Origin of the sequence: Mycobacterium sp. (assembly GCF_035570115.1) — a bacterium.
GTDB lineage: Bacteria > Actinomycetota > Actinomycetes > Mycobacteriales > Mycobacteriaceae > Mycobacterium.
The window spans coordinates 12419-32871 of the sequence record NZ_DATMLH010000208.1 but is presented as its reverse complement, the minus strand read 5'-3'; the positions used below and the strand labels follow the sequence as shown (position 1 = coordinate 32871).

Here is a 20453-nt window from a genome sequence, read left to right as displayed (position 1 = left end):
GAGCCCGCCGGCGAGCGGCTGCTACACGCGGCCGGCGAGGACGGCCTGCGGCTGCCGGTCGTCGTGACCGAACGCGGCGAACCGCTCGTCGAACCCACCGATGCCGAACTGGCGGACACGTTGGGCCTGACCACGACGCCGTCGCAGGATTTCTACGACCTGATCGTGGTCGGCGGCGGGCCCGCGGGCTTGGCCGCCGCCGTGTACGGCGCGTCCGAGGGTCTGCGCACGGTGCTCATCGAACGCACCGCGACGGGCGGTCAGGCCGGTCAGAGCTCGCGGATCGAGAACTATCTGGGCTTTCCGGACGGGGTGTCAGGCGGTCAGTTGGCGGACCGGGCACGCAGACAGGCCGAAAAGTTCGGTGCCGAACTCATCACCGCCCGCGCCGCCACCGCGCTGGAGGTGAACGGTTCCAAGCGCACCGTGCGATTCGCCGACGGCGGCTCCGTCGACGCGCACGCGATCATCCTGGCTACCGGCGTCTCCTATCGCCAGCTGGCGGCGTCCGGCTGCGCAGAGCTCACCGGCCGCGGCGTCCACTACGGAGCGGCCGTCTCCATCGCAGCGGAATGCAAAGACGAAGAGATCTACGTGATCGGCGGAGCCAACTCGGCCGGCCAGGCCGCGATGTATCTGTCCCGCGAGGCTAAATCGGTGACCATCGTCGTGCGTGCCCCGTCGTTGGCGGCGTCGATGTCGTTTTACCTGATCCAGCAGATAGAACAGCGACCCAACATCACTGTGCGCACCTGCACCGAAGTCCACTGCGCCAACGGAACCGACCACCTGGAGAAGGTGACCCTGATCGACAACCGGACCGGCGTCACCGAGGACGTCACCTGCGGCCGGATGTTCATCTTCATCGGCGCCGCGCCGCGCACCGATTGGCTGGACGGAGTAGTCGCCCGCGACGACCGCGGCTTCATCCTCACCGGCCCGGATCTGCGCAACGTGGTTGGCTGGACGTTGGATCGTCCGCCGCACCACTTGGAAACCAGCGTGCCGGGCGTGTTCATCGCCGGCGATGTGCGCGCCGACTCCGCCAAACGGGTTGCGGCCGCGGTGGGGGAAGGATCGATGGCCGTGATGCTGGTCCACCGTTACCTGGCGGAGTCATGACTGCCCGGCTCCCCTGCGACGCAGACGAATTGCGCACCCTGTTCCTGTTCGAGAAGCTCTCTGACGAGCAGCTCGAGACCCTGTGCGTCAACGGCCATATCCAGGAAGTCCAGCCGGGACCGATCATCGTCGAGGGCGATCCGGCGACCTGCTTCTATGTGCTGATCGAGGGCGAGCTGGCGATGTCGAAGCTCTCCGGCGGCCAGGCCATCGAGACGAACCGGACATCACAGCGCGGCGTGTATTGCGGTGCCTGGCGGGCGTTCACCGGCGGGAACCAAAAGCTCTACGACGCATCGGTGCACGTGACCAAGCCGTCGCGGTTCTTCGTCATGGACGCCCCGGTGTTCGCCAAGTTCATGAAGGACCAATTCCCAATGGCGGTTCACCTGCTCGACGGGATCGCCGTGGGCACCGACCGGACCCGCCGGATCATCGACAACCGGGAGAAGCTGCTCGCGCTGGGCCGGTTGTCGGCCGGGCTGACCCATCAGCTGAACAATCCCGCTGCGGCCATCGCACGGGCCGCCGACGAGCTGCGCGGCCGGATCTCCCGCATGCGCGGGAAACTGGTGATGCTCGCCGACGGCACCGTCAGCGCTGAAACGCTGAACGCATTGGTGCGGCTGCAGGAGGCAGTCGCCGAGCAGGTCGCCAAATCGGCGTCCCAGCACCTGACCGCGCTCGAATCCGCCGACCGCGAGGACGCCGTCGGCGAGTGGCTGGAGGACCACGACATCGACGGCGGCTGGGACATCGCACCGACACTCGTCGAAGGCGGCGTCGACACCGACTGGCTGGAGCGGATCGCCGCAACCGCCGAGGAATTGGATGCTTCGGCATCGGTGGAGGAGGCGGTCCGCTGGATCAGCTACACCATCGAAAGCGAGCTTCTGATGAATCAGATTTCGGAAGCGAGCAAGCGGATTTCGGCGTTGGTCGCCGACGCCAAGCAATATTCTCGGATGGACCGGGCCGCGTTCGACGTGACCAATGTGCACGAACTGCTGCGCAGCACGCTGGTGATGTTCGCCGACCGATTGACCAAAGACAACGGCAAGAATGCCGGCGCGATCACAGTGGTCAAGGAATTCGACCAATCGCTTCCCGAAATCCCTTGCTTTCCAGGCGATCTCAACCAGGTCTGGACCAACATCATCGACAACGCGCTGGCGGCGATGCGCGAGAAGGGCGGCACACTGACCGTCCGCACTGGTAGGGAAGGCGAGAAGCTGGCCCGCATCGAGATCTGCGACACCGGGCCCGGTATCCCCGCTGAGGCGCGCGAGCACATCTTCGAGCCCTTCTTCACCACCAAACCGGTCGGCGAGGGCACCGGCCTCGGGCTGGATTTGGCGTGGAACATCGTCGTAAAGAAACATCGCGGGGATTTGCGCGTGGAGTCTGTGCCGGGCAATACCCGCTTCATCGTGTTGCTGCCGCTGGAAAAACCGCGCGTTGAGGATTTGGCGGATCCCGATCTGGATGCGGAACTGACGGAATAGCGACATCACGCGACCGGTTGGAGACACCATGACTGATACTCAAGCTGGTTCCACGAGTCGCCCCAACCTTGGTCGGTTCGGAACGTTCGGCCGCGGCGTCACCCCGCAGCAGGCCAAAGACATCGAAGCCCTGGGTTACGGGGCTGTCTGGGTAGGCGGCTCGCCACCGGCGGAGCTGGCCTGGGTCGAGCCCATTCTCGAAGCGACGACCACGCTGCAGGTCGCCACCGGGATCGTCAACATCTGGTCGGCGGCGGCCAAGCCGGTCGCCGAGTCTTTTCACCGCATCGACAAGGCCTACCCTGGCCGGTTCCTGCTGGGTATCGGAGTCGGGCACCCCGAGGCGGTCAGCGAATACCGCAAGCCCTACGACGCGCTGGTCGAGTACCTCGACCGCCTCGACGATTACGGTGTACCCGCCGAGCGTCGAGTGGTTGCCGCCCTGGGCCCGCGGGTGCTGAAGCTTTCGGCGCAGCGCAGCGCCGGAGCGCATCCCTACCTGACCACTCCGCAACACACGGCGCAGGCCCGGGAATTAATCGGCCCGTCGGCGTTTCTGGCACCCGAGCACAAGGTGGTGCTGACCACCGATGCGGACAAGGCTCGCACCGTCGGCCGTAGGGCGCTCGATATCTACTTCAACCTTGCCAACTACCTCAACAACTGGCGGCGGCTGGGGTTCACCGACGACGACATCACGCGCCCCGGCAGTGACCGCCTCGTCGATGCCCTGGTTGCCTACGGCACAACGGACGCGATCGCCGCGCGCCTGAATGAGCACCTCGACGCCGGCGCCGACCACGTGGCCGTTCAGGTGCTGACGAAGGATGAAAACCTCGTTTCCGCGCTGGCCGAATTGGCGGGACCGCTTGGATTGAATCAGTCATGAGGAAGCAGAGGGGGACCTAGATGAGCGACGCAGCATCACTGAAACCTGACCTGGGCCGGTTCGGCGTGTGGCTGGCTTTCCGCTCGATCAAACCTGAGCTGGCCGCGCAAATCGAACAGCTCGGTTATGGCGCTGCATGGATCGGTGGATCGCCGGACGCGGAACTGGACTGGGTGGATCCGGCTCTGGCGCAGACTAATTCGCTGCAGCTGGCCACCGGCATCGTCAATATCTGGTCCGCACCGGCGCCGGCGGTCGCCCAGTCCTACAAGCGCATCGAAAGCGCCCATCCGGGAAGATTTTTGCTGGGCATCGGGGTAGGCCACCGCGAGCACACCGAAGAGTACATCAAGCCCTACGACGCGCTGGTCGGCTACCTCGACGAACTCGACTCCGACATGGTGCCGACCAGTCGTCGGGCTCTTGCTGCGCTGGGTCCCAAGGTGCTGAAACTGGCCGCCGAGCGCAGCGCGGGCGCACATCCGTATCTGACCACGCCGCAACACACGGCCAAGGCCCGCGAAGAGATGGGCAACTCGGTGTTCTTAGCACCGGAGCACAAGGTGGTGCTGACCAACGACGCCGACGAGGCCCGCCGGATTGGGCGCGAGACCGTCGACCACTACCTGGGCCTGAGCAACTACGTGAACAACTGGCGACGACTCGGCTTCAGCGAAGACGACGTGCGCAGGCCCGGCAGCGACCGGCTGATCGACGCGTTGGTGGCCTACGGCACCCCCGAGGCCATCGTGCAGCGTCTCAACGAGCATCTGGAGGCCGGCGCCGATCACGTGGCGATCCAAGTGCTGGGCGGCTGGACCGACGACACACTGCTGCCCGCACTGAGCGAACTGGCTGGGCCACTGGGGCTGACGCCCACGAGCTGATCACGCCGCTCAGCTAGGGTTTGCCGATGCGGTTGTTGGTGACGGGTGGTGCCGGTTTTATCGGCGCCAATTTTGTGCATAGCACCGTGCGTGAGCATCCGGACGATGTGGTGACGGTGTTGGATGCCCTGACGTATTCGGGCAGCCGCGAGTCGTTGGCTGCGGTGGAGGGTGACATCAGGTTGGTGCGGGGGGATGTCGCCGACGCTGAGGTGGTTTCCCGATTGGTGGCCGAATGCGATGCGGTGGTGCATTTCGCGGCCGAGACGCATGTTGATAACTCGCTGGCTGATCCGGCGCCGTTTTTGCGGGCCAATGTAATCGGGACGTTCACGGTGTTGGAGGCGGTGCGCCGGCATGGGGTGCGGCTGCATCATGTGTCTACCGATGAGGTCTATGGGGATCTGGCGCTTGATGATGCGCAGCGGTTCACCGAGTCCACGCCCTACAACCCGTCGAGTCCGTACTCGTCGACCAAAGCCGCCTCCGACATGCTGGTGCGGGCCTGGGTGCACTCCTATGGCGTGCGGGCGACGATTTCGAACTGCTCGAACAACTATGGGCCCTATCAGCATGTGGAGAAATTCATTCCGCGCCAGATCACCAATGTGTTGACCGGGCGGCGGCCCAAGCTGTACGGCAAAGGAGCCAATGTCCGGGATTGGATCCATGTCGATGACCACAACGATGCGGTGCGGTGCATTCTTGAGCGCGGTCAAGCCGGCCGAACCTATCTGATCGGCGCCGAGGGCGAGCGTGACAACCTGTCGGTGTTGCAGACGCTACTGGAGCTGATGGGCCGCGATCGCGACGACTTCGACTATGTCGTTGACCGGGCTGGCCACGACCTGCGGTATGCGATCGATCCCACTGCGCTTTGCACCGAATTAGGCTGGGCGCCCAAGCACATCGATTTCACCGAGGGTCTACGCGCGACCATCGACTGGTATCGGGACAACGAATCCTGGTGGGGCCCGCTGAAAGCGGCCGTCGAAGCCAGCTACACCCAGCGAGGTCAATAACATGCAGATCCGCCAACTCGACATCGCAGGCGCGTGGGAGATCACCCCGCAGCTGCATGCCGATACGCGTGGACTGTTCTTCGAGTGGCTGACCGATCGAGGGTTCACCAGCTTCGCCGGTCACCGGCTCGATGTACGGCAGGCCAACTGTTCGGTATCGGCGGCCGGTGTGCTGCGTGGCCTGCACTTCGCCCAGCTGCCACCCAGCCAGGCCAAATATGTGACCTGCCTTTCCGGGTCGGTGTTCGACGTCGTCGTCGACATCCGGGTCGGCTCCCCGACGTTCGGCAAGTGGGACTCGGTGCTGCTCGACGACCGTGACCGCAGATCGGTGTACCTCTCCGAAGGTCTGGCGCATGGTTTCATTGCGCTGCAAGACAATTCGACGGTGATGTACCTGTGCTCGGCTGAATACAACCCGCAACGCGAACACACCGTCGCCGCCACCGACCCTGCCCTGGCAATCGACTGGCCAACCAAGCACAAATTGGTGTTATCCGACCGCGACGCGGCCGCACCAACCCTGGAAGAACTCCGCGCCACCGGCCTGCTGCCGAGTTGGGACGAGACCCAAGCATTCATCGACGGCTTACCTGACACCTAGAAGGGCGGCGGCTCGTCGTCGGCGGCGGGGGGTGCGGGGCCGCAGGATGCGACTTGGCGTGCTTGGCGGTTGTGTCGGCGTTGGCTGTTGATGTAGTTGGCCCGGTCTTGGGCGCGGGTGCGTCGCCGTTGGGGCATCTTCGCGGAGCGCTCAGCACAGCGCGGCCGGTCGGGGACCGGCTCGAGTGTGCCAGTGGGTCTGCAGAGATTGGGGAACAGCAGCGCACTGCCGGGGGTGGTGATGTAGGTCTGCCCGGACGGCGACCTCCAGATCAATGTGCCGTCGGGCAGTTGTTGATCGGACCAGTCCCAGAATGTCTTGATCAAATGATGCAGCCGGCAAAGGCATTTGAGGTTAGAGGCATGCGTCGGGCCGCCGTCGGCGTACGGGACGGCGTGGTCGATATCGCAGTCGATTGCCGGTCGATCACAGCCGGGGAAGCGGCACGTCAAATCCCGGCAGCGGACAAAGTCCGCCAGAGCCTGCGAGGGCGTGTAGCCGGCTTCGGGCGCCGAATCGGCCGGATGTACCAGCGGGGCCAGCTTGGCCGACTTCGCCAGATCGGCGACGAGTTCGGCGGGGATGAGCGCATCGGCGCCGATCATCGAACCCGGCGCCGGCGCACTGCCATCCAGGCTGGCGACCACATGAATCACCACCGGACTGGGGACCGGGGTCGTGCCGGCCGGGCAGTCGGGCCGTGCGCAGCGACAGGCAAGCCGATCGGCACCCACGGCTAACGCTCCCACGGCATCGGCGCGGCGCTGATCGCGCGTACGCGGATCATCGGCACACACCGTGGCGGCCAACGCATCCAGGCGCTGATCTAGCGCCCGGGCGTCGGTGCAAAAAAGCCGGCCGAACACCTCGGTCAACCCATCACTGTGGTCGAAGATCGACAGTTCCCGGTCGGCCTGGCGTTCCCGGCGGCGGCGCACCGCGTCACGGTCGGCGCGCGCCACGATCCGATCCACCTGGGCGCCCAGCCGACCCTGCGTCAGCGCCGGCCACCGCGGCGCCCTGCTTGCCAACTCGGCATCGACGGCGGCCATCACCTCGGGGTCTGTGATCAAATCGGTGCGATACACGATGGTCTGAAACATCCGATAGTCGATGTCACCCGCGACCAGCAGCGCACCTACCCCCGGCAGCCGCAACCGCATCGCCCGCGCGTATTCCAAATAGCTGGCTGCACGCGCTTGCGTGATGCCCAACGCCGCGGCCACCTCCGCGGTGATCGCGTCGTGGCTGTCGGTGCACCAGGTCTCCCGCTCGCCGAACCGACGCAGCCACAACAGGTCCAGCTCGCCGATCGCAGCCAGCCGCTGTCCGGCCGCTTGGCTCTCCGCCCGCGATGCCGCACGCAACCGCGCCACCACTGGCGAGGCTTGCTCGAACATACATTCGACTATGCCACAGGGGTCCGACGAGATATGGCGGGTTCATCCCTCAACCCCGCACGAGCAATTCGGCACACACCACCTTGCCCAGGAACCCGCCGGCCCCGGTCACCAACATCAGCGCGCTGCCCTCGCAAGCTGGTCAACGGCGTCGGCGATCTGCTCGGGGCAATCCTCTTGGACGAAGTGCTTGCCCGGCAGCAGCACCGCGTCATCGAGCCCCGCCGCAAGTTGCGCTTGTACGCCGTAGCGGCGCCACGTCAGCATGCGGTCGCGCACCCCCCACACGACCTGCGCGGGATACGGCCTGCTGCGCAACGCGGGCAAATAGTGGCGTTGTTTGTCGGCGGTCGCCTCGAAGCCGCGCATGATCCGCAGGAAAGCGCGGCCGCCGTCATCACCGAGCAACAGCGGTACATAGCAAGCGATTTCGGCGGTCGGTACCCGTCGAGTCACACCCACGGCACGCATCAATCCCACGAAAATACCCGGCAGCCGTACGCAACTCAGCCATGCCTCACCCAGCACTCGATGCGCGAAGGGCTCCATCACCCATGGCCGGTGAAAGGACTCGACGGCAATGGTCGTGTTGAGGATCGTCAGGGACCGAACACGGTGCGGATCGGCGGCGGCGACCTCGAGGCCGATCGGACCGCCGATATCGTGCACCACCAAGTGGAAGCGGTCCAGCTCCAACGCGTCGATCGCGGATCCAAGCCAGCGGCCCAGACCGGTCCAGGAGTAGTCGGCGTCCGCGGGCCGCTCGGCAAGACCCAGCCCGGGAAAATCGACCGCGATGCCACGCAATCCCCGAGCCGCCAGCGCGGGCACCACTCTGCGGTAGAGGTAGGCCGAGGCGGGCACCCCGTGCACGCACACCACCGCTTCGCCGTCGCGTGGGCCCTCGTCGAGCACGAATGAACCGATGCCGCCGGCGGTGAACACGTGCCCAGATGCGCGGTGCCGCTCCAGCAGTCGCGACGTCACGGCGTCACACAGTCGCCAGCCGGAGGAGTTCGTCCACCGACCACTGATCGTCGGCGTGCTCGCCGTACTTGCGTGCAACGACGGCGCCGTCGGGGGCGATGAGGAAATCGGCGGGCATGCCCAGGTGGTTCTCGGTGGGTCCCAGGCCGCCGGCGAGCGATCGCGCTGATCGCGTCTGGCGAATGCCTCGGCCGACGGCACGGGCCACGTTTCGGTTCAGCATCCCGCGTATCGAGTTGTGCACGCCGAACTCGTCGTAAAGCTTGCGATCGGGATCGGCCACCACGGCGAACGGCAGGTCGGCCACGTAGCGACGAAGCCGGTCGGCAGACGAGTGGAAAACCACGACCTCGGCGACGCCGGCCTTGCTGATTTCGTCGTGCCGAGCAGCCACCTCGTGCATGTGCAAGCTGCAGATCGGGCAGCCGGCGAACCGTCGAAATTGAAGGTGGACGAGTCCATCGGCGGCTGGCAGCGCAACATCGCCGCCCTCGATCGTTGTCAGCTTCCGCGCCTTGACCTTGTCACCCGTGTTCAGCACAGCATCCTCCGTTATTGAGTTGAGCAACTCCATACCCTGAATCTGGAGTATTGAGTAGACTCACTTCAAATGTCAAGCACTCCCTTCGCCGGCGTTCGCCGCCCCGGACGCCCCGCGCAATTCGATCGCGACAGCGCGCTCGCCGCACTGCTCTGGCTGCTGTGGAGCAAGGGCTATGACGCTGCCACCCAGGAAGAGATGCTCGCCGCCACCGGGCTGTCGTCGTCGACGCTGTACCGATCTTTTGGGACCAAAGCCGACATCCTCGAGGCGGCGTTGGCGCAATATCTGGCATGTCTCGACGAAATGTTCGCCCCGCTGGAGCATGGGCGCCGGGGGGTGGCGGACGTGCACGCGTTTTTCGACCACCTCCAAGCGCAGTTCGAGGGCCCGATGTGCAACGCCGGATGTCTGGTGTGGAACACAATGCAGAATCCGATCAACGGCGACCCGCGCATCAAGACCCTCACCGAGCGGCACATGCACCGACTGCGCCGAGGCCTGACCGCGGCGCTGCAGCGCGCCGCCGACGCCGGGGAACTGCCGCCGTCGGCGCCCGAATATCTTGCCGACGCCCTGCGCGCCGGGGTGCTGGGCGTCCAGGCCCGTGGACGGGCCGGCGACGCCGCCGACGCGATCACGCTACTCGACGGGCTGCGGGGATTGCTGGGTGACGGTGGGCATTAAGGCGCAGGCGGTGCTGGCAAACTCGCTCCGCGAAGTCGGTTGCGAGGTAGCCCGCAATCGGCATTACGACGGAGCCAATATGCAACGCCAGCGTTTGCTCAGCGTGGCGGCCGTGATTGCGGGCGCTGTCACGGCGGGCTTCGGCATCATGCAGTTGATCTTCAGTCAGAGCTTCGGGTACCTCGGATTTGTCAACCTTGGCACCGCCGCGCTCTTCGCCGTCATCCCGATGTTGTACCGATTTGGCGAGCTCATCGCGCCGCTAGCGTTCATCACGGTGGCCTACGCCGCGACGACCTTCCTGTGCTGGCACTTAGGCACTGGCACCGGTGTGCAGTTCTACTTTCTGATCGCAGCCGTAGCAGCGGTCATGGTGCTTGGCATCGAGCGCATCGGTCTGGCCATCACAGCGGCTGCCATCGGTATAAGTCTGGTCATCGCACTCGAATTCACCGTCCCGAGCAACACCGGCGCAGAGCCCGCGTGGTTCATCACCGTGGGATTCATCATCAACGCCATCTCGGCGGGCGTACTGGCAGTCGCGATCGTCTGGTACGGGCTACGCCAGATCGCCAGCGCCGAGGAGGCGATGGAGCAGGAATACGCGCGATCCGAAGCGCTGCTGGCCAACATCCTGCCGGCCACCATCGCCGAACGCCTCAAAGACGGCTCGCGCTCGGTGATTGCCGACAAATTCGATGACGCCTCAATACTTTTCGCAGACATCGCCGGTTACACCGAGCGGGCCAGCGACACCGCACCGGAGGAATTGGTCGCCTTCCTCGACGGCCTTTACACCAGCCTGGATGCGCTGGTAACCCGGCACGGTTTGGAGAAGATCAAAACCAGCGGCGATGCATACATGGTGGTCAGCGGCGTCCCACAACCACGTCCGGATCATCTCGAAGCACTCGCCGACCTCGCCCTCGACATCGCGGAAGCCGTTGCCGGACTGACCGATTCGCGCGGACGCGCGGTGCCGCTGCGGATCGGTTTGGCGAGCGGACCCCTGGTCGCCGGCGTGGTCGGATCGCAGCGCTTCTTCTACGACGTGTGGGGCGACGCCGTCAATGTCGCATCCCGGATGGAATCCACGGCTGCTATTGGGCGTATTCAAGTGACGCAACCGGTTTATCAGCGACTCGGTGATCGCTTCGTGTTCGAGGAACGCGGTGATGTCGACGTCAAAGGCAAAGGCGTCATGCACACCTGGTACTTGGTCGGCCGAAACGATCAGCACGAGCCGGGCACCGCGGGTCAACAACGGGCCGTCGCCGGGAAGGCACTTAGGGCTTGAATCCCAGATCGTGCAAGGCGTCTATGCAGCCGCTCATCCAGTCGGCCGCATTGGGGGGTTGGGGCCCTCCACTCATCTCTAGTCGGCAGACCACGCCGGTGTCATAGCCGCCCTGTTGCATCTCGTTCTTGAGGAATGTGCTATTCCTTGGAATCGAGTAAAAATCGTGCTCGCTCTTATAGCCGTCCTGATACGACGGGCTGTGTGCGACGGGGGCCAGAGCGCAGTGGCCATCCGTACACCCCGGTCCCGCGCTGGCCAGTGACGCCGAGCTAATCGCAGCCGTGGTGATACTTGCCGCGACGAGAGTCGCACGGAAGATCATGCGCCCCACTCCTTTGTTTCACACTTCTGTGCAGAGAGTATGCACCGGCGTCAACGCGTAGCCACAATTCCCCAGAAAGAATCGATTCTCACCCGCGAGCGCGCCGACCCTCGGCCAGGTAGGCCGCCCACAGCCCGACGGTGCGTGACAACACGAATGCGAACCAGCGAGCCGCCGGCCAGCATCGCCGCGACCCACCGCAGCCACGCCGGCCCGCCTACCAGGATCAGCGCCGCAACAGCGAACGAGACACTGGCCTGCGCCACGAAGGCAGTGCCGGTCGTCGGAATGTGCCGGTGGCCATGGATATAGAGATAGGCATGGCTGATCCCGCTGACGGCCAGCGCCACGGTGATACCGATTCGTGTGATCACCCCGGCGAACGTCATTGCAGTGTCCGCTCTTTCAACGCGAGTACGTTTTGGCCTCGGGTGTAGCCGACCTCGCGGACGCCCAGCGCGTCATGCAATTTGCCGGTCGGCAGGGTGACCGGCTTGGGCGCCGGGCCGTCGCCGGGGTGAGGCAGCGGATAGGCCGTCGTGGTTCCGCTATAGAACGTGACATTGCCTTCGGTCTTGGAAAACACCTGGTGGACATGGCCGTTGAGGCAGGTCAGCGACGAGAAGACTCGGACCTACCGTTTGGACCGTCGAAATAACAGGGTCACACTGCGTCGTCGATTAGCGAATCCGGGTGCGAACGCAAAGTCGTCAGTTCGATGAAAGAGGTGTCCTTCGAAGAGAACTGCACGGTTCACGCGATAGGGGACGACGGTCGATTCAGCGTTGTGATCCTGGAGGAACTGCCTGACCCGGTCCCCGCCGGAGTTGTAGTCGTCGAAGGTCCAATCACTCGGTGCCGTCTTGTCCCAAACGACAAGACCGCCCCTACTAGGATCAAGATTCGCGGAATCGGGGGTGATCCATACGTTCAAAGAGAAGTCGGCATCGTCACCGTGAATATCAGTTCCCGGCAGCTGGGCGTCGTACGCGAATCCCCACCATTGCGCCAGTTGATATCCACCAAACGCTTCGCCGAGTGCTGCGAGGAGTTCTTCTGCTATAGCGAACAGCGAAACGCTTGCGAATCCGTCTTGAGGAAAGGCGACGACATAGCCGAACTTATACGGGTGACGCCACACCGTGGATTCCAAGCAGAATTTTTGCAGTTGGTCTAACGCGTCTGGGGTTAGAAAATCATCGATGACCTGTACCTTCTGTCCGCCGGTCACGACGGCTTGTTGTATCGCACGGTAATCGACGCCGGTGTTCAAGTATCGTGGCAGCTTCTCCTCTGAAGCCCGCACGTACGGGGGGTCGGCGAGAATCCGACTGCTTCTCCCATGTACGGACACCCAAGGTGCTTTGCCATGTGCTCCGGCGATAACGTCGGCGAGGCGGCGACGTAGACCAGGAAGCTCTTCAGTGAAAATTCCGGCGAACGCTTGCTCGTCGTAATTTCCGATGGCCAGAATGTGCTCGAGTTGTTCAACGTTATGCAAGGCGAAATGTGCTGGAACGGAGAATTTTTCGGGCGGTATAGGACGCTGTTCGCGACAAAGGGCGGCGAGAGCGCCGAAATCTGACAATGCGGCCGCGTAGTCCCGCAAAGCCAGATCCACCTTCGCGCGTAGATCTCTGGCTGGCGCCGAAGAGGGTTCCATTTCCACCGCGGCCGAGGCGTAGCGAAGTGCGCTGTCCTGTTCTCCGAGTTCCAGATACGAAGAAGCGAGCATGCATACCGCTTCAAGAGTTGGCCCTCGCTCGACGACGTCCTGGAGGACCTCGACTGCTAACTCAAAATCTCCATCCCGCATCAAACGCTCGGCTTCGCCAAGGGCGGCCTCTGCGTGCGATACCGGTCCCGGCACTGATCGGAGAGAGATTCGTTTAGTTAGCCCGCGGCGGCGGCGTTAGCGGCCTCGGTCGCCGCGTACGACGCGGAGCTGGTCGCGAGCGTGTTCACGAACTGCTCGTGGATCGCTGCGGCCTGCGCGGCGACGGCCTGATACAGCTGCGCGTGCGCGGCAAACTGGGCGGCAGTCAGCGCCGACACCTCGTCGGCTGCAGCTGGGGCCACCCCGGTTGTCGGGGCAGCGACAGCGGCGTTTTGGGCGTTCAGCGACGAGCCGATCCCGCCCAGCGCGGTGGCCGCCGAATTCAGCGCTTCGGGCTGCGTGGTGACGAATGACATAGCTATGTCTCCTCAAGTGCGAACTCCCCGAGTGAACGGAGAGTAAACGATCGTCGCTTGTGAGAAACGACTGTAGGCCACCCGCGCCAAACAACGCGCACGTCCACGCCGTTGCCCGGCAATTGCGACCGGACGACTGGATCTGGCCGCAGGTGTTCTAGTGCTGGCAACAAAACCCTTGTGGCCTGCTGAAACAACCGGGAAACCGGAAGCCCCGCATGCCGCTCGACGGCGACGTCGCGAGTAAGAATCGTGGCGCGGATAAACGTCGGCTGGCTCGGCGCCCGGGCGGCTCGAATTTTTTATACCACGATTTTTAATCGGCGACACCACCCGTTCACTATCCGCGTCCGGTCTGTTGGACGCTTTCAGCGTTGGGATTCCGCCAGGTAAACGCCTAATTCGTGGACGCACGAACCGAGCCGGCGAACCCCGTCCGAGGGCCGTCGCCGGCGCGGTTTCGGGCAGTTGGCCCAGCGCTGGTTTCGGCTGATCTGGCTAATGTCCGAACCGCAGAAAGATCCAGCCGGCTGCCAGCCAATTCGCACCCAAGCGCCAGCAGCTGACGGAAGTTTCTCGATGCTTCGCCGCTCAGCGCGGCACCAAGGGCCGTTCACGACGTAGCGAGGAAAACGGATGTTGGATTTCGGAGCGCTACCGCCGGAGGTCAATTCCGGCCGGATCTACTCGGGGCCGGGGTCGGCGCCACTGCTGGCCGCCGCGACTGCCTGGGACGCGTTAGCGAGTGAATTGCAGACCACCGCGGCGTCTTACGCATCTACGATTACCGAGCTGACCAGCTCAGGCTGGCAGGGGCCCTCTTCGGTGGCTGCGGCGGATGCGGCGGCGCCCTACACAGCGTGGCTGAGCAGCACCGCAGCGCAGGCCGAGCAGACGGCATCCCAAGCCCAGGCTGCTGCGGGTGCCTATGAGGCCGCCTTCGCGGCCTCGATACCGCCGCCGGTGATTGCGGCCAACCGCGCGACGCTGGCGCTGCTCGTCGCGACCAACCTGCTAGGCCAGAACACCCCGGCGATCGCCGCCAACGAGGCGACGTACGCCGAGTTTTGGGCCCAAGACGCTGTCGCGATGTACGGCTACGCCGGCGCGGCGACGGCCGCGAGCCAGCTGACTTCGTTCAGCGCACCGCCAGCCACCACGAACGACAGCGGGCAGGCCACCCAGTCGGCTGCGGCCGCCAACTCGACCAGCACCGGTATCGAGTCGTTCCTGACCGAGCTGAACACCGAACTGACCAGTTTGGACACCCAGCTCGCGAGCTATTCGACCGACTTCTCAACTATCGAGACTGAGCTGATCAGCGAGCTGGGGACGACCATCACGCTGCCAACGTGGGCCACGGGGGGGATTGCGGATATCGAGAAAGCAATCACAACCTTTAGCAGCACCGTCAGCACCTACGCCGCCGGGCCGTGGTCCCTGATCGGACTCGGGAGCCTGCTCAAGAACTGGTGGCAGGTCAGTATCAGCATCCCGAACCTGGGTGTCGGCATCCAAGGTATCGGCCCCTTGCTCAACCCCAAGCCCATCGTCGGAGCCTTGTCACCACTGCTGCACAGCGGCCTGCTTTCCGGCTCGTTCGAGCCGGCGGGTGCGGTGTCGGCGTCGTTGGCCCGTGCCGGCACGATCGGAGCGCTATCGGTGCCGAACAACTGGGCCTCGGCGGTCCCCGCAGTCAGGACGGTTGCGGCCGAGATGGAGGCGACCGCGGCGGACGCAGCTCCCGAGATGGCCGCGGTTGCCCAGAACGGCATGTTCGGCGAGATGGCCCTGGCGAGTCTGGCCGGACGCGCTATCGGCGGGACCGCCACCCGTGCCGCGGGTCAGGCCTACCGGGTGCCCGGTGCCGTGGCGGCCGACGATATCGCCACCAGCGCCACCATCATCGTGATACCGCCGAGCGCGGAATAGGGAAGGTTGGCAATGGTTTTCGATTTCGCAGCGCAGCCGCCGGAGGTCATCTCCGCCAAGATCTACTCGGGCCCGGGCACGGGGTCTTTGCAGGCCGCGGCATCGGCCTGGGAGGGTCTGGCGGGCGAGTTGCAGTCGACCGCCTCCGACTTCCAATCGGTGATTTCCGGGCTGACCGCCGGGTCGTGGGAAGGTCCGTCATCGGCGGCCGCGGCGGCGGCGGCCGCGCCGTACGTATCGTGGTTGTCGACCACGGCGGTCCAGGCCGAGCAGACCGCCGGCCAGGCCCGGGCCGCGGCCAGCGCCTACGAGACCGCGCTGGCGGCCACGGTGCCGCCGGAAGAGGTCACGGCGAACCGCGTTCAGCTGGCATCGTTGTTGCAGACCAACGTCTTTGGGCAGAACACGTCGGCGATCGCGGCTACCGAAGCTGAGTACGGCCAGTTCTGGGCTCAAGACGTCGCCGCGTTGTTCGGTTACGCCGGCTCGTCCTCGGCGGCCACCAGTGGGTTGGGCTCGTTCACGGAGCCGCTGTCCACCACGAACGACAGCGGGCTAGCCACCCAGTCGGCCGCCGTCGCGGCCGCGAGCACGACGTCCGGGTCAACCGGTCTCGAAACGATCATCGGACAGGTGGAGACCGACTTCAACTCATTTCTGACCGACGTCGGCCAGTTCAACACCGACTACACCAACTTCTTCACCGACTTGGTGAACGTCCTCCCGGGCGGTTCTTATCTGTCCACGACGTGGACGAACCTGTACTCGATGATTTCGGGAGTGGGCAGCCAGGCCACTTGGACCAACGTGGTCAACAGCACGACCAGCCTTGGCATTTCGCAGTGGAAGAACTTCTTCGTCTACCAGCCGTGGAGCCACGGGATTGGGTTGGGGTCGCTCAACGGCGGGCTGTCCTCGCCCGGGCATCTCGCCCCGGGCATTGGGGCCAGGGCCGCATCGGCGACTCTGAGCAGCGCGCAGACGGTGGGAAAGTTGTCGGTGCCGCCGAGCTGGGCAGGTGCGACCCCAGCGATCAGGCTTACCTCCACCGCGTTACCCAGCACCAGTCTTGCTGCGGCTCCGGCGACAGACATCCCGATGGGCCTGTTCAACCAAGGGACGCTGGGCAGTTTGACCGGAGGTGCACTGGGCAGCCCGGCCGCCCGCGTCGTCAGCTCAACCGGCGTCCGGGCCCGAGTGACGCCCCCCGGTGAACGCAGCAAAGCGCCAGTCAAGCTCGACAAAGTCATTGCACAACTGCAGGAGCAGCCTGACCAGGTTCAGCACTGGACTGTCGATGAAGCCGGGCTCGACGATCTGGTCTCGCGGCTGTCAACGAAACCCGGCATCCACGCGGTACACGTATCCGCCGACGAGAAGGCTTCGGTCCCAGCGGCCACCGCCGCAAAGCCCGAATCCAAATTGGGATAGCGAGACAAGAAACACGATGATGCGACACCTTGAGGGAGGACCAATGAAACCGCTGTTAGCTGTTCTCGGCGTATCGATGGGAGTCGTCTTCGGAGTGCCGGCGCAGGCCGACCCCGGCGTCGACGAGCCGCCCAGCAATGAGAATAACGGCGTTTTCCTATCTGACCTGCAGAAGGTAGGTATCGGCTACAGCGACCCGAACCAGGCCATCAGCGCCGGCCAAGCGGTATGCGCATGCATCCACAACGGCATGTCCGGTCTGCACCTGCTCAAGCACCTGCAGGAAACTAACCCCTCTCTTAATGAAAACGGCGCTGCCCAGTTCGCGACAATCTCGGCGAAATCGTACTGCCCGCAACAACTCGACGACAGCGTAGAACCTGGCGGCAAGGGCGGCTCTAAAAGCGGCGACTAGCTCTCAGTCGCCTCGAAGATGGCGCGACGAGCGGCGCGCCGCTGGGCGACCGAGGCTGTCGCTATGCAGCCGGCGGTTTGATTTCGGCTTTCGCGGGTATCCGATTTCGGAGCACAACGGTGAGACCCCGTGCGGCACAAAGAAGGTCACCCGCGAGCGCGCCGACCCTCGGCCAGGTAGGCCGCCCACAGCCCGACGATCAGCAGCTCAGCGACCAGGTCGACAACCGCGTGCGGCGACGGCTGCCATCCTTGCTCGGAAAACCCGAAAAGCCCGACGGTGCGTGACAACACGAACGCGACCAGCGAGCCGCCGGCCAGCATCGCCGCGACCCACCGCAGCCACGCCGGACCGCCAACCAGGATCAACGCCGCGACGGCGAACGAGACACTGGCCTGCGCCACGAAGGCAGTGCCGATCATCGGAATGTGCCGGTAGCCATGGATATAGAGATAGGCATGGCTGATCCCGCTGACGGCCAGCGCCACGGCGATACCGATTCGTGTGATAACCCCGGCGAATGTCATTGCAGTGTCCGCTCTTTCAATGCGAGAGCGTTTTGGCCTCGGGTGTAGCCGACCTCGCGGATGCCCAGCGCGTCGTGCAATTTACCGGCCGGCATGGTGACCGGCTTGGGCGCCGGGCCATCACCTGGGTGTGGCAGCGGATATGCGGTCGTGGTTCCGCTGTAGAACGTGACGTTGCCTTCGGTCTTGGAAAAGACCTGGTGGACATGGCCGTTGAGGCAGGTCACCGATGAGAAGCGGCGTAAATGGCTCAGCGCCTGGGCGGCATCCTCGGTACCCCAGCCCCAATCCGGATACATCGCGAACAGCGGGATGTGACTGAACACGATGATCGGTGTGTCACTGGGCAGCGGCGCGACATCTTTGGCAATAAAGTCCAGCTGCTCGGTGCCCAGGTGCCCAAGTTTCTTCAAATTGAGCGTGTTCACCAGCGCGATAACATGCACGCCGGCGATGTCGAAGCTGTACCAGCCGTCGCCGCGGGTTCCGGCGCCGAACACGCTTCGGTATTTCTGGCCCGCGTCGTCGACGGAGTCGTGCTCGCCGGGCACGGTGAAGACGTGCGGCGTGCGGAGGCCGGTCAGCATCTGCTTGACCTGATCGAACTGCTCGGGGGTGGACAGGTGGGTGAGGTCACCGGTGTGAATGACAAAGTCGGGTACGTAGCCAAGGCTGTTGATCCGATCGATCGCCTGATCGAACGAGCCGGCGACATTCGGATTGGCCTTGCCGGAAAAGCCGATGTGGCTGTCGCTGACTTGCGCGAATCGCAGGGTGGGCCGACCTTGAACCCGCGCGGCGTCCGCGGTGCCGGCAACGTGGGAGATGACTTCACCGCCGACCACCGCCAGGCCGACGGCCGCGCCGAACCATGCGCTGTGCCGGATGAGCTGGCGGCGGCTCATCGTGTGCGGGGCCTCGGTCATTGCGTCACAACCACGGTGGCGTGCATGAACGGGTGGATCGAGCAGACGTAGTCGAACCTGCCCGCGGTCGGGAACGTGTGGGAGTACGTGGCCTGCGAGCCCATTCCGGGTGAGTGAAACGACCCATCACTCGCCGCGATCGTGTGGGGTTCTTCATCGTGGTTGGTCCAGGTGACCGTACTTCCCACGCGAACCGTCAGCGTCGCGGGCACGAAGGCGAAGTTGTCGATGCTGACCGCGTCGCCGGCAACCGGCGCCGCCGATCCGGTCGCCGAGGTCGTAGGGCCGGCAGGGCCCGACATCGACGGCATGCCGCTCATGCCGGGCATTCCCGGCGTGGCCCCGCTGACCGTGGCCAGGGTCGCCGACGGAGAAGTCCCCGATGGCGGCGATGAGCATCCGGCCAGCAGCACTACCGCCAGCGCAGCGGCCAGCAGAACCACACGTTCGGGCACAGCGATGCACCTCCATCGTTGGGTAGAAACTCCGTCGCCAACAGATAGGGCGGTGGGTTACACGTCGTCAGGCCGGCTCGTTCGGGCGCGGCGGGGCGAACACCTCGATTACGCCGCCTTGCTCGCGAACCATCAACGTGGGCAACGGCTTGGGTGCGATCGGCAATTGATGGGTCAGCACCTGGCCGGCGGGCGAAAACGAGGTCGAATGGCACGGGCAACGCAGCCGGTCATCGGGCGCGTCGAACCACAGCCGGCAGCCTTGATGCGTGCACACCCCCGACACGGCTTCGGGCTTGCCGTCGACGCGGCGAACGAATCCGACGACCGAGCCGAGATCGAACGGGTGCATGACCCCCTCGGGCACGTCTGCGCTGGCCGCAACACGCAGCCAGCGCCCGGTGTTCGGGGTGAGTTCGCCCGACCCGCTGTTGTTGTCGCCGTCGGTGACCTGCCCGCTATCGATCACCGCTCGATCGATCGACACGGCCGCCACCGCGGCGGCCGCCGCGGCCGACGTGCCGACGATGACGTGCCTGCGGGTCGCACCGGGTTTGCGCACCGGCGGCGACGTGCCATCCAGTTGCGCGGCCAGACGGTGGCGCAGGTCCGTGAGGAATTCCTGTCGCGGCGCATCACTGCCCAGTCGCGCCGCCTGTAGATCGATGGCCGTGCGGATTTGCGCGCCTTCGAAGTCGTCGGGGCGGAACGGCTTAGGGCGACGACCCCGCAACAGGTCGTCGACGTATCGGCGCAACCCACGCGCGTTCATGATTCGCCCTTCTCGTTGACCTGTGCGGCCAGTCGCAATGCCCGATGCTGAAGCACCTTGGCGTTGGCGACGCTGACTCCGAGTTCGGCGGCCGACTCCTTGATCGAACGGCCTTGTAGGAAGCGCAGTTCCAAGATCCGACGATAGTTGTCCGGCAACCGTTCGAGAACATCGGCCACCCGCTGGGGAGCGGTGCTGATCGCCTCTTCGCTCTCGGGCGGTTGCTCGATGTCGTCGATCGAGGTGATCTCGCGTCCCAGTGTCTCGCGCCAGTGCGCGGCCAGCACCGTTCGCGCGGTGGCCCGTAGGTAACTGCGAATCTCACCGACGCTCGCTGTCAACCGCAGGGGTCGTAGCGCGGCAAGAAAGACTTCGGCGGTGAGGTCCTCGGCGTCGGCGCGATTGCCCACCCGGGCGAAGATGGTGCGATATACCCAGGTGGCGTTGTCCTGGTAGACCGCCTCCCAGTTCGGGTAGCCGCCGTCGGGCACCACGCGCAAGGGACGCGGGTCGACGGGTTCGCCGTGTGCCGTCAC

22 protein-coding genes and 1 pseudogene are annotated in these 20453 nt (G+C 64.8%); 11 read left to right on the top strand and 12 right to left on the bottom strand.

Going from position 1 to position 20453, the window contains the following annotated elements:
* From VNW74_RS18835 to rfbC, 6 genes are all read left to right on the top strand, one after another.
* On the top strand, positions 1-1122 hold a 1122-nt coding region (locus VNW74_RS18835), incomplete at its 5' end, for an NAD(P)/FAD-dependent oxidoreductase (protein ID WP_325679524.1).
* Positions 1119-2627 (top strand): ATP-binding protein, encoded by a 1509-nt coding sequence (locus tag VNW74_RS18830; protein ID WP_325679522.1) that lies wholly within the window; start codon positions 1119-1121, stop codon positions 2625-2627. The genes VNW74_RS18835 and VNW74_RS18830, both read left to right, overlap by 4 nt.
* Before the next feature lie 28 nt (positions 2628-2655).
* Entirely contained in the window at positions 2656-3516 is an 861-nt protein-coding gene (locus tag VNW74_RS18825; RefSeq protein ID WP_325679520.1) for an LLM class F420-dependent oxidoreductase, read from the top strand.
* Positions 3517-3536: 20 nt separating this feature from the next.
* On the top strand, positions 3537-4403 hold the full coding sequence (locus tag VNW74_RS18820) for an LLM class F420-dependent oxidoreductase (protein WP_325679517.1): 867 nt from the start codon (positions 3537-3539) through the stop codon (positions 4401-4403).
* A 26-nt stretch (positions 4404-4429) separates the two neighbouring features.
* Complete coding sequence (gene rfbB, locus VNW74_RS18815; protein ID WP_325679515.1) at positions 4430-5425, top strand: dTDP-glucose 4,6-dehydratase; 996 nt, start codon at positions 4430-4432, stop codon at positions 5423-5425.
* Between the two features lies 1 nt (position 5426).
* A complete protein-coding gene (gene rfbC, locus VNW74_RS18810) occupies positions 5427-6029 on the top strand; it encodes a dTDP-4-dehydrorhamnose 3,5-epimerase (protein ID WP_325679513.1) in 603 nt (200 codons plus the stop codon).
* On the opposite strand, the gene VNW74_RS18805 is transcribed toward rfbC, so the two are convergent.
* The 3 genes from VNW74_RS18805 to VNW74_RS18795 form a co-directional block, all read right to left on the bottom strand.
* Positions 6026-7429, bottom strand: coding sequence for an HNH endonuclease signature motif containing protein (locus tag VNW74_RS18805; protein WP_325679512.1), 1404 nt, complete (start codon positions 7427-7429; stop codon positions 6026-6028). The two genes, rfbC and VNW74_RS18805, sit on opposite strands and share 4 nt — an antisense overlap.
* 117 nt (positions 7430-7546) lie before the next feature.
* A complete protein-coding gene (locus VNW74_RS18800) occupies positions 7547-8416 on the bottom strand; it encodes an alpha/beta fold hydrolase (RefSeq protein WP_325679511.1) in 870 nt (289 codons plus the stop codon).
* A 4-nt stretch (positions 8417-8420) separates the two neighbouring features.
* Positions 8421-8990 (bottom strand): peroxiredoxin-like family protein, encoded by a 570-nt coding sequence (locus VNW74_RS18795; protein WP_414686721.1) that lies wholly within the window; start codon positions 8988-8990, stop codon positions 8421-8423.
* Positions 8991-9026: 36 nt separating this feature from the next.
* Here VNW74_RS18795 and VNW74_RS18790 point away from each other — a divergent pair, with 36 nt between their 5' ends.
* On the top strand, positions 9027-9644 hold the full coding sequence (locus VNW74_RS18790; protein ID WP_325679508.1) for a TetR/AcrR family transcriptional regulator: 618 nt from the start codon (positions 9027-9029) through the stop codon (positions 9642-9644).
* On the top strand, positions 9634-10941 hold the full coding sequence (locus VNW74_RS18785; RefSeq protein ID WP_325679530.1) for an adenylate/guanylate cyclase domain-containing protein: 1308 nt from the start codon (positions 9634-9636) through the stop codon (positions 10939-10941). Before VNW74_RS18790 ends, VNW74_RS18785 begins: the two co-directional genes overlap by 11 nt.
* Positions 10942-11316: 375 nt before the next feature.
* Here VNW74_RS18785 and VNW74_RS18780 read toward each other — a convergent pair whose 3' ends face one another.
* From VNW74_RS18780 to VNW74_RS18765, 4 genes and pseudogenes are all read right to left on the bottom strand, one after another.
* Positions 11317-11655, bottom strand: coding sequence for a hypothetical protein (locus tag VNW74_RS18780; RefSeq protein WP_325679506.1), 339 nt, complete (start codon positions 11653-11655; stop codon positions 11317-11319).
* Positions 11652-11900 (bottom strand): annotated as a pseudogene (locus VNW74_RS18775) (metallophosphoesterase); the annotation flags it as partial. The gene VNW74_RS18780 and the pseudogene VNW74_RS18775, both read right to left, overlap by 4 nt.
* Positions 11901-13136: a hypothetical protein gene (locus VNW74_RS18770; RefSeq protein ID WP_325679504.1), complete on the bottom strand. Its 1236-nt coding sequence runs from the start codon at positions 13134-13136 to the stop codon at positions 11901-11903.
* Between the two features lie 23 nt (positions 13137-13159).
* Positions 13160-13459, bottom strand: coding sequence for a PE family protein (locus tag VNW74_RS18765; protein WP_325679502.1), 300 nt, complete (start codon positions 13457-13459; stop codon positions 13160-13162).
* Between the two features lie 639 nt (positions 13460-14098).
* Between VNW74_RS18765 and VNW74_RS18760 the strand changes: the two genes are divergently transcribed.
* Genes VNW74_RS18760 through VNW74_RS18750 form a run of 3 tightly spaced genes read left to right on the top strand, consistent with a single transcriptional unit; the run spans position 14099 to position 17237 of the window.
* Positions 14099-15391: a PPE family protein gene (locus tag VNW74_RS18760; RefSeq protein ID WP_414686722.1), complete on the top strand. Its 1293-nt coding sequence runs from the start codon at positions 14099-14101 to the stop codon at positions 15389-15391.
* A gap of 12 nt (positions 15392-15403) precedes the next feature.
* Positions 15404-16822 carry a PPE family protein gene (locus VNW74_RS18755; RefSeq protein ID WP_325679498.1) on the top strand — a complete coding sequence of 473 codons (1419 nt, stop codon included), beginning with the start codon at positions 15404-15406 and terminating at the stop codon, positions 16820-16822.
* 43 nt (positions 16823-16865) lie between these two features.
* Positions 16866-17237 carry a DUF732 domain-containing protein gene (locus VNW74_RS18750; RefSeq protein WP_325679496.1) on the top strand — a complete coding sequence of 124 codons (372 nt, stop codon included), beginning with the start codon at positions 16866-16868 and terminating at the stop codon, positions 17235-17237.
* A gap of 146 nt (positions 17238-17383) precedes the next feature.
* Here VNW74_RS18750 and VNW74_RS18745 read toward each other — a convergent pair whose 3' ends face one another.
* The 5 genes from VNW74_RS18745 to VNW74_RS18725 all read right to left on the bottom strand — a co-directional run bounded on the left by VNW74_RS18745 (position 17384) and on the right by VNW74_RS18725 (position 20453).
* Complete coding sequence (locus VNW74_RS18745) at positions 17384-17764, bottom strand: hypothetical protein (protein WP_325679494.1); 381 nt, start codon at positions 17762-17764, stop codon at positions 17384-17386.
* Positions 17761-18690, bottom strand: a complete 930-nt coding sequence (locus tag VNW74_RS18740; RefSeq protein ID WP_325679492.1) for a metallophosphoesterase family protein — start codon at positions 18688-18690, stop codon at positions 17761-17763. The genes VNW74_RS18745 and VNW74_RS18740 overlap by 4 nt, the downstream gene beginning before the upstream one ends.
* A complete protein-coding gene (locus VNW74_RS18735) occupies positions 18687-19145 on the bottom strand; it encodes a cupredoxin domain-containing protein (protein WP_414686720.1) in 459 nt (152 codons plus the stop codon). The genes VNW74_RS18740 and VNW74_RS18735 overlap by 4 nt, the downstream gene beginning before the upstream one ends.
* A 67-nt stretch (positions 19146-19212) precedes the next feature.
* Positions 19213-19917, bottom strand: a complete 705-nt coding sequence (locus VNW74_RS18730) for a Rieske (2Fe-2S) protein (RefSeq protein WP_325679490.1) — start codon at positions 19915-19917, stop codon at positions 19213-19215.
* Entirely contained in the window at positions 19914-20453 is a 540-nt protein-coding gene (locus VNW74_RS18725; RefSeq protein WP_414686719.1) for an RNA polymerase sigma factor, read from the bottom strand. The genes VNW74_RS18730 and VNW74_RS18725 overlap by 4 nt, the downstream gene beginning before the upstream one ends.

Excerpts from the sequence above, each read along its gene's own strand:
- VNW74_RS18830 (WP_325679522.1), top strand. The coding sequence starts at position 1,119 with ATGACTGCCCGGCTCCCCTGCGACGCAGACGAATTGCGCACCCTGTTC.
- VNW74_RS18825 (WP_325679520.1), top strand. The coding sequence starts at position 2,656 with ATGACTGATACTCAAGCTGGTTCCACGAGTCGCCCCAACCTTGGTCGG.
- VNW74_RS18820 (WP_325679517.1), top strand. The coding sequence starts at position 3,537 with ATGAGCGACGCAGCATCACTGAAACCTGACCTGGGCCGGTTCGGCGTG.
- rfbB (WP_325679515.1), top strand. The coding sequence starts at position 4,430 with ATGCGGTTGTTGGTGACGGGTGGTGCCGGTTTTATCGGCGCCAATTTT.
- rfbC (WP_325679513.1), top strand. The coding sequence starts at position 5,427 with ATGCAGATCCGCCAACTCGACATCGCAGGCGCGTGGGAGATCACCCCG.
- VNW74_RS18805 (WP_325679512.1), bottom strand. The coding sequence starts at position 7,429 with ATGTTCGAGCAAGCCTCGCCAGTGGTGGCGCGGTTGCGTGCGGCATCG.
- VNW74_RS18795 (WP_414686721.1), bottom strand. The coding sequence starts at position 8,990 with ATGGAGTTGCTCAACTCAATAACGGAGGATGCTGTGCTGAACACGGGT.
- VNW74_RS18790 (WP_325679508.1), top strand. The coding sequence starts at position 9,027 with ATGTCAAGCACTCCCTTCGCCGGCGTTCGCCGCCCCGGACGCCCCGCG.
- VNW74_RS18780 (WP_325679506.1), bottom strand. The coding sequence starts at position 11,655 with ATGACGTTCGCCGGGGTGATCACACGAATCGGTATCACCGTGGCGCTG.
- VNW74_RS18765 (WP_325679502.1), bottom strand. The coding sequence starts at position 13,459 with ATGTCATTCGTCACCACGCAGCCCGAAGCGCTGAATTCGGCGGCCACC.
- VNW74_RS18755 (WP_325679498.1), top strand. The coding sequence starts at position 15,404 with ATGGTTTTCGATTTCGCAGCGCAGCCGCCGGAGGTCATCTCCGCCAAG.
- VNW74_RS18750 (WP_325679496.1), top strand. The coding sequence starts at position 16,866 with ATGAAACCGCTGTTAGCTGTTCTCGGCGTATCGATGGGAGTCGTCTTC.
- VNW74_RS18745 (WP_325679494.1), bottom strand. The coding sequence starts at position 17,764 with ATGACATTCGCCGGGGTTATCACACGAATCGGTATCGCCGTGGCGCTG.
- VNW74_RS18740 (WP_325679492.1), bottom strand. The coding sequence starts at position 18,690 with ATGACCGAGGCCCCGCACACGATGAGCCGCCGCCAGCTCATCCGGCAC.
- VNW74_RS18730 (WP_325679490.1), bottom strand. The coding sequence starts at position 19,917 with ATGAACGCGCGTGGGTTGCGCCGATACGTCGACGACCTGTTGCGGGGT.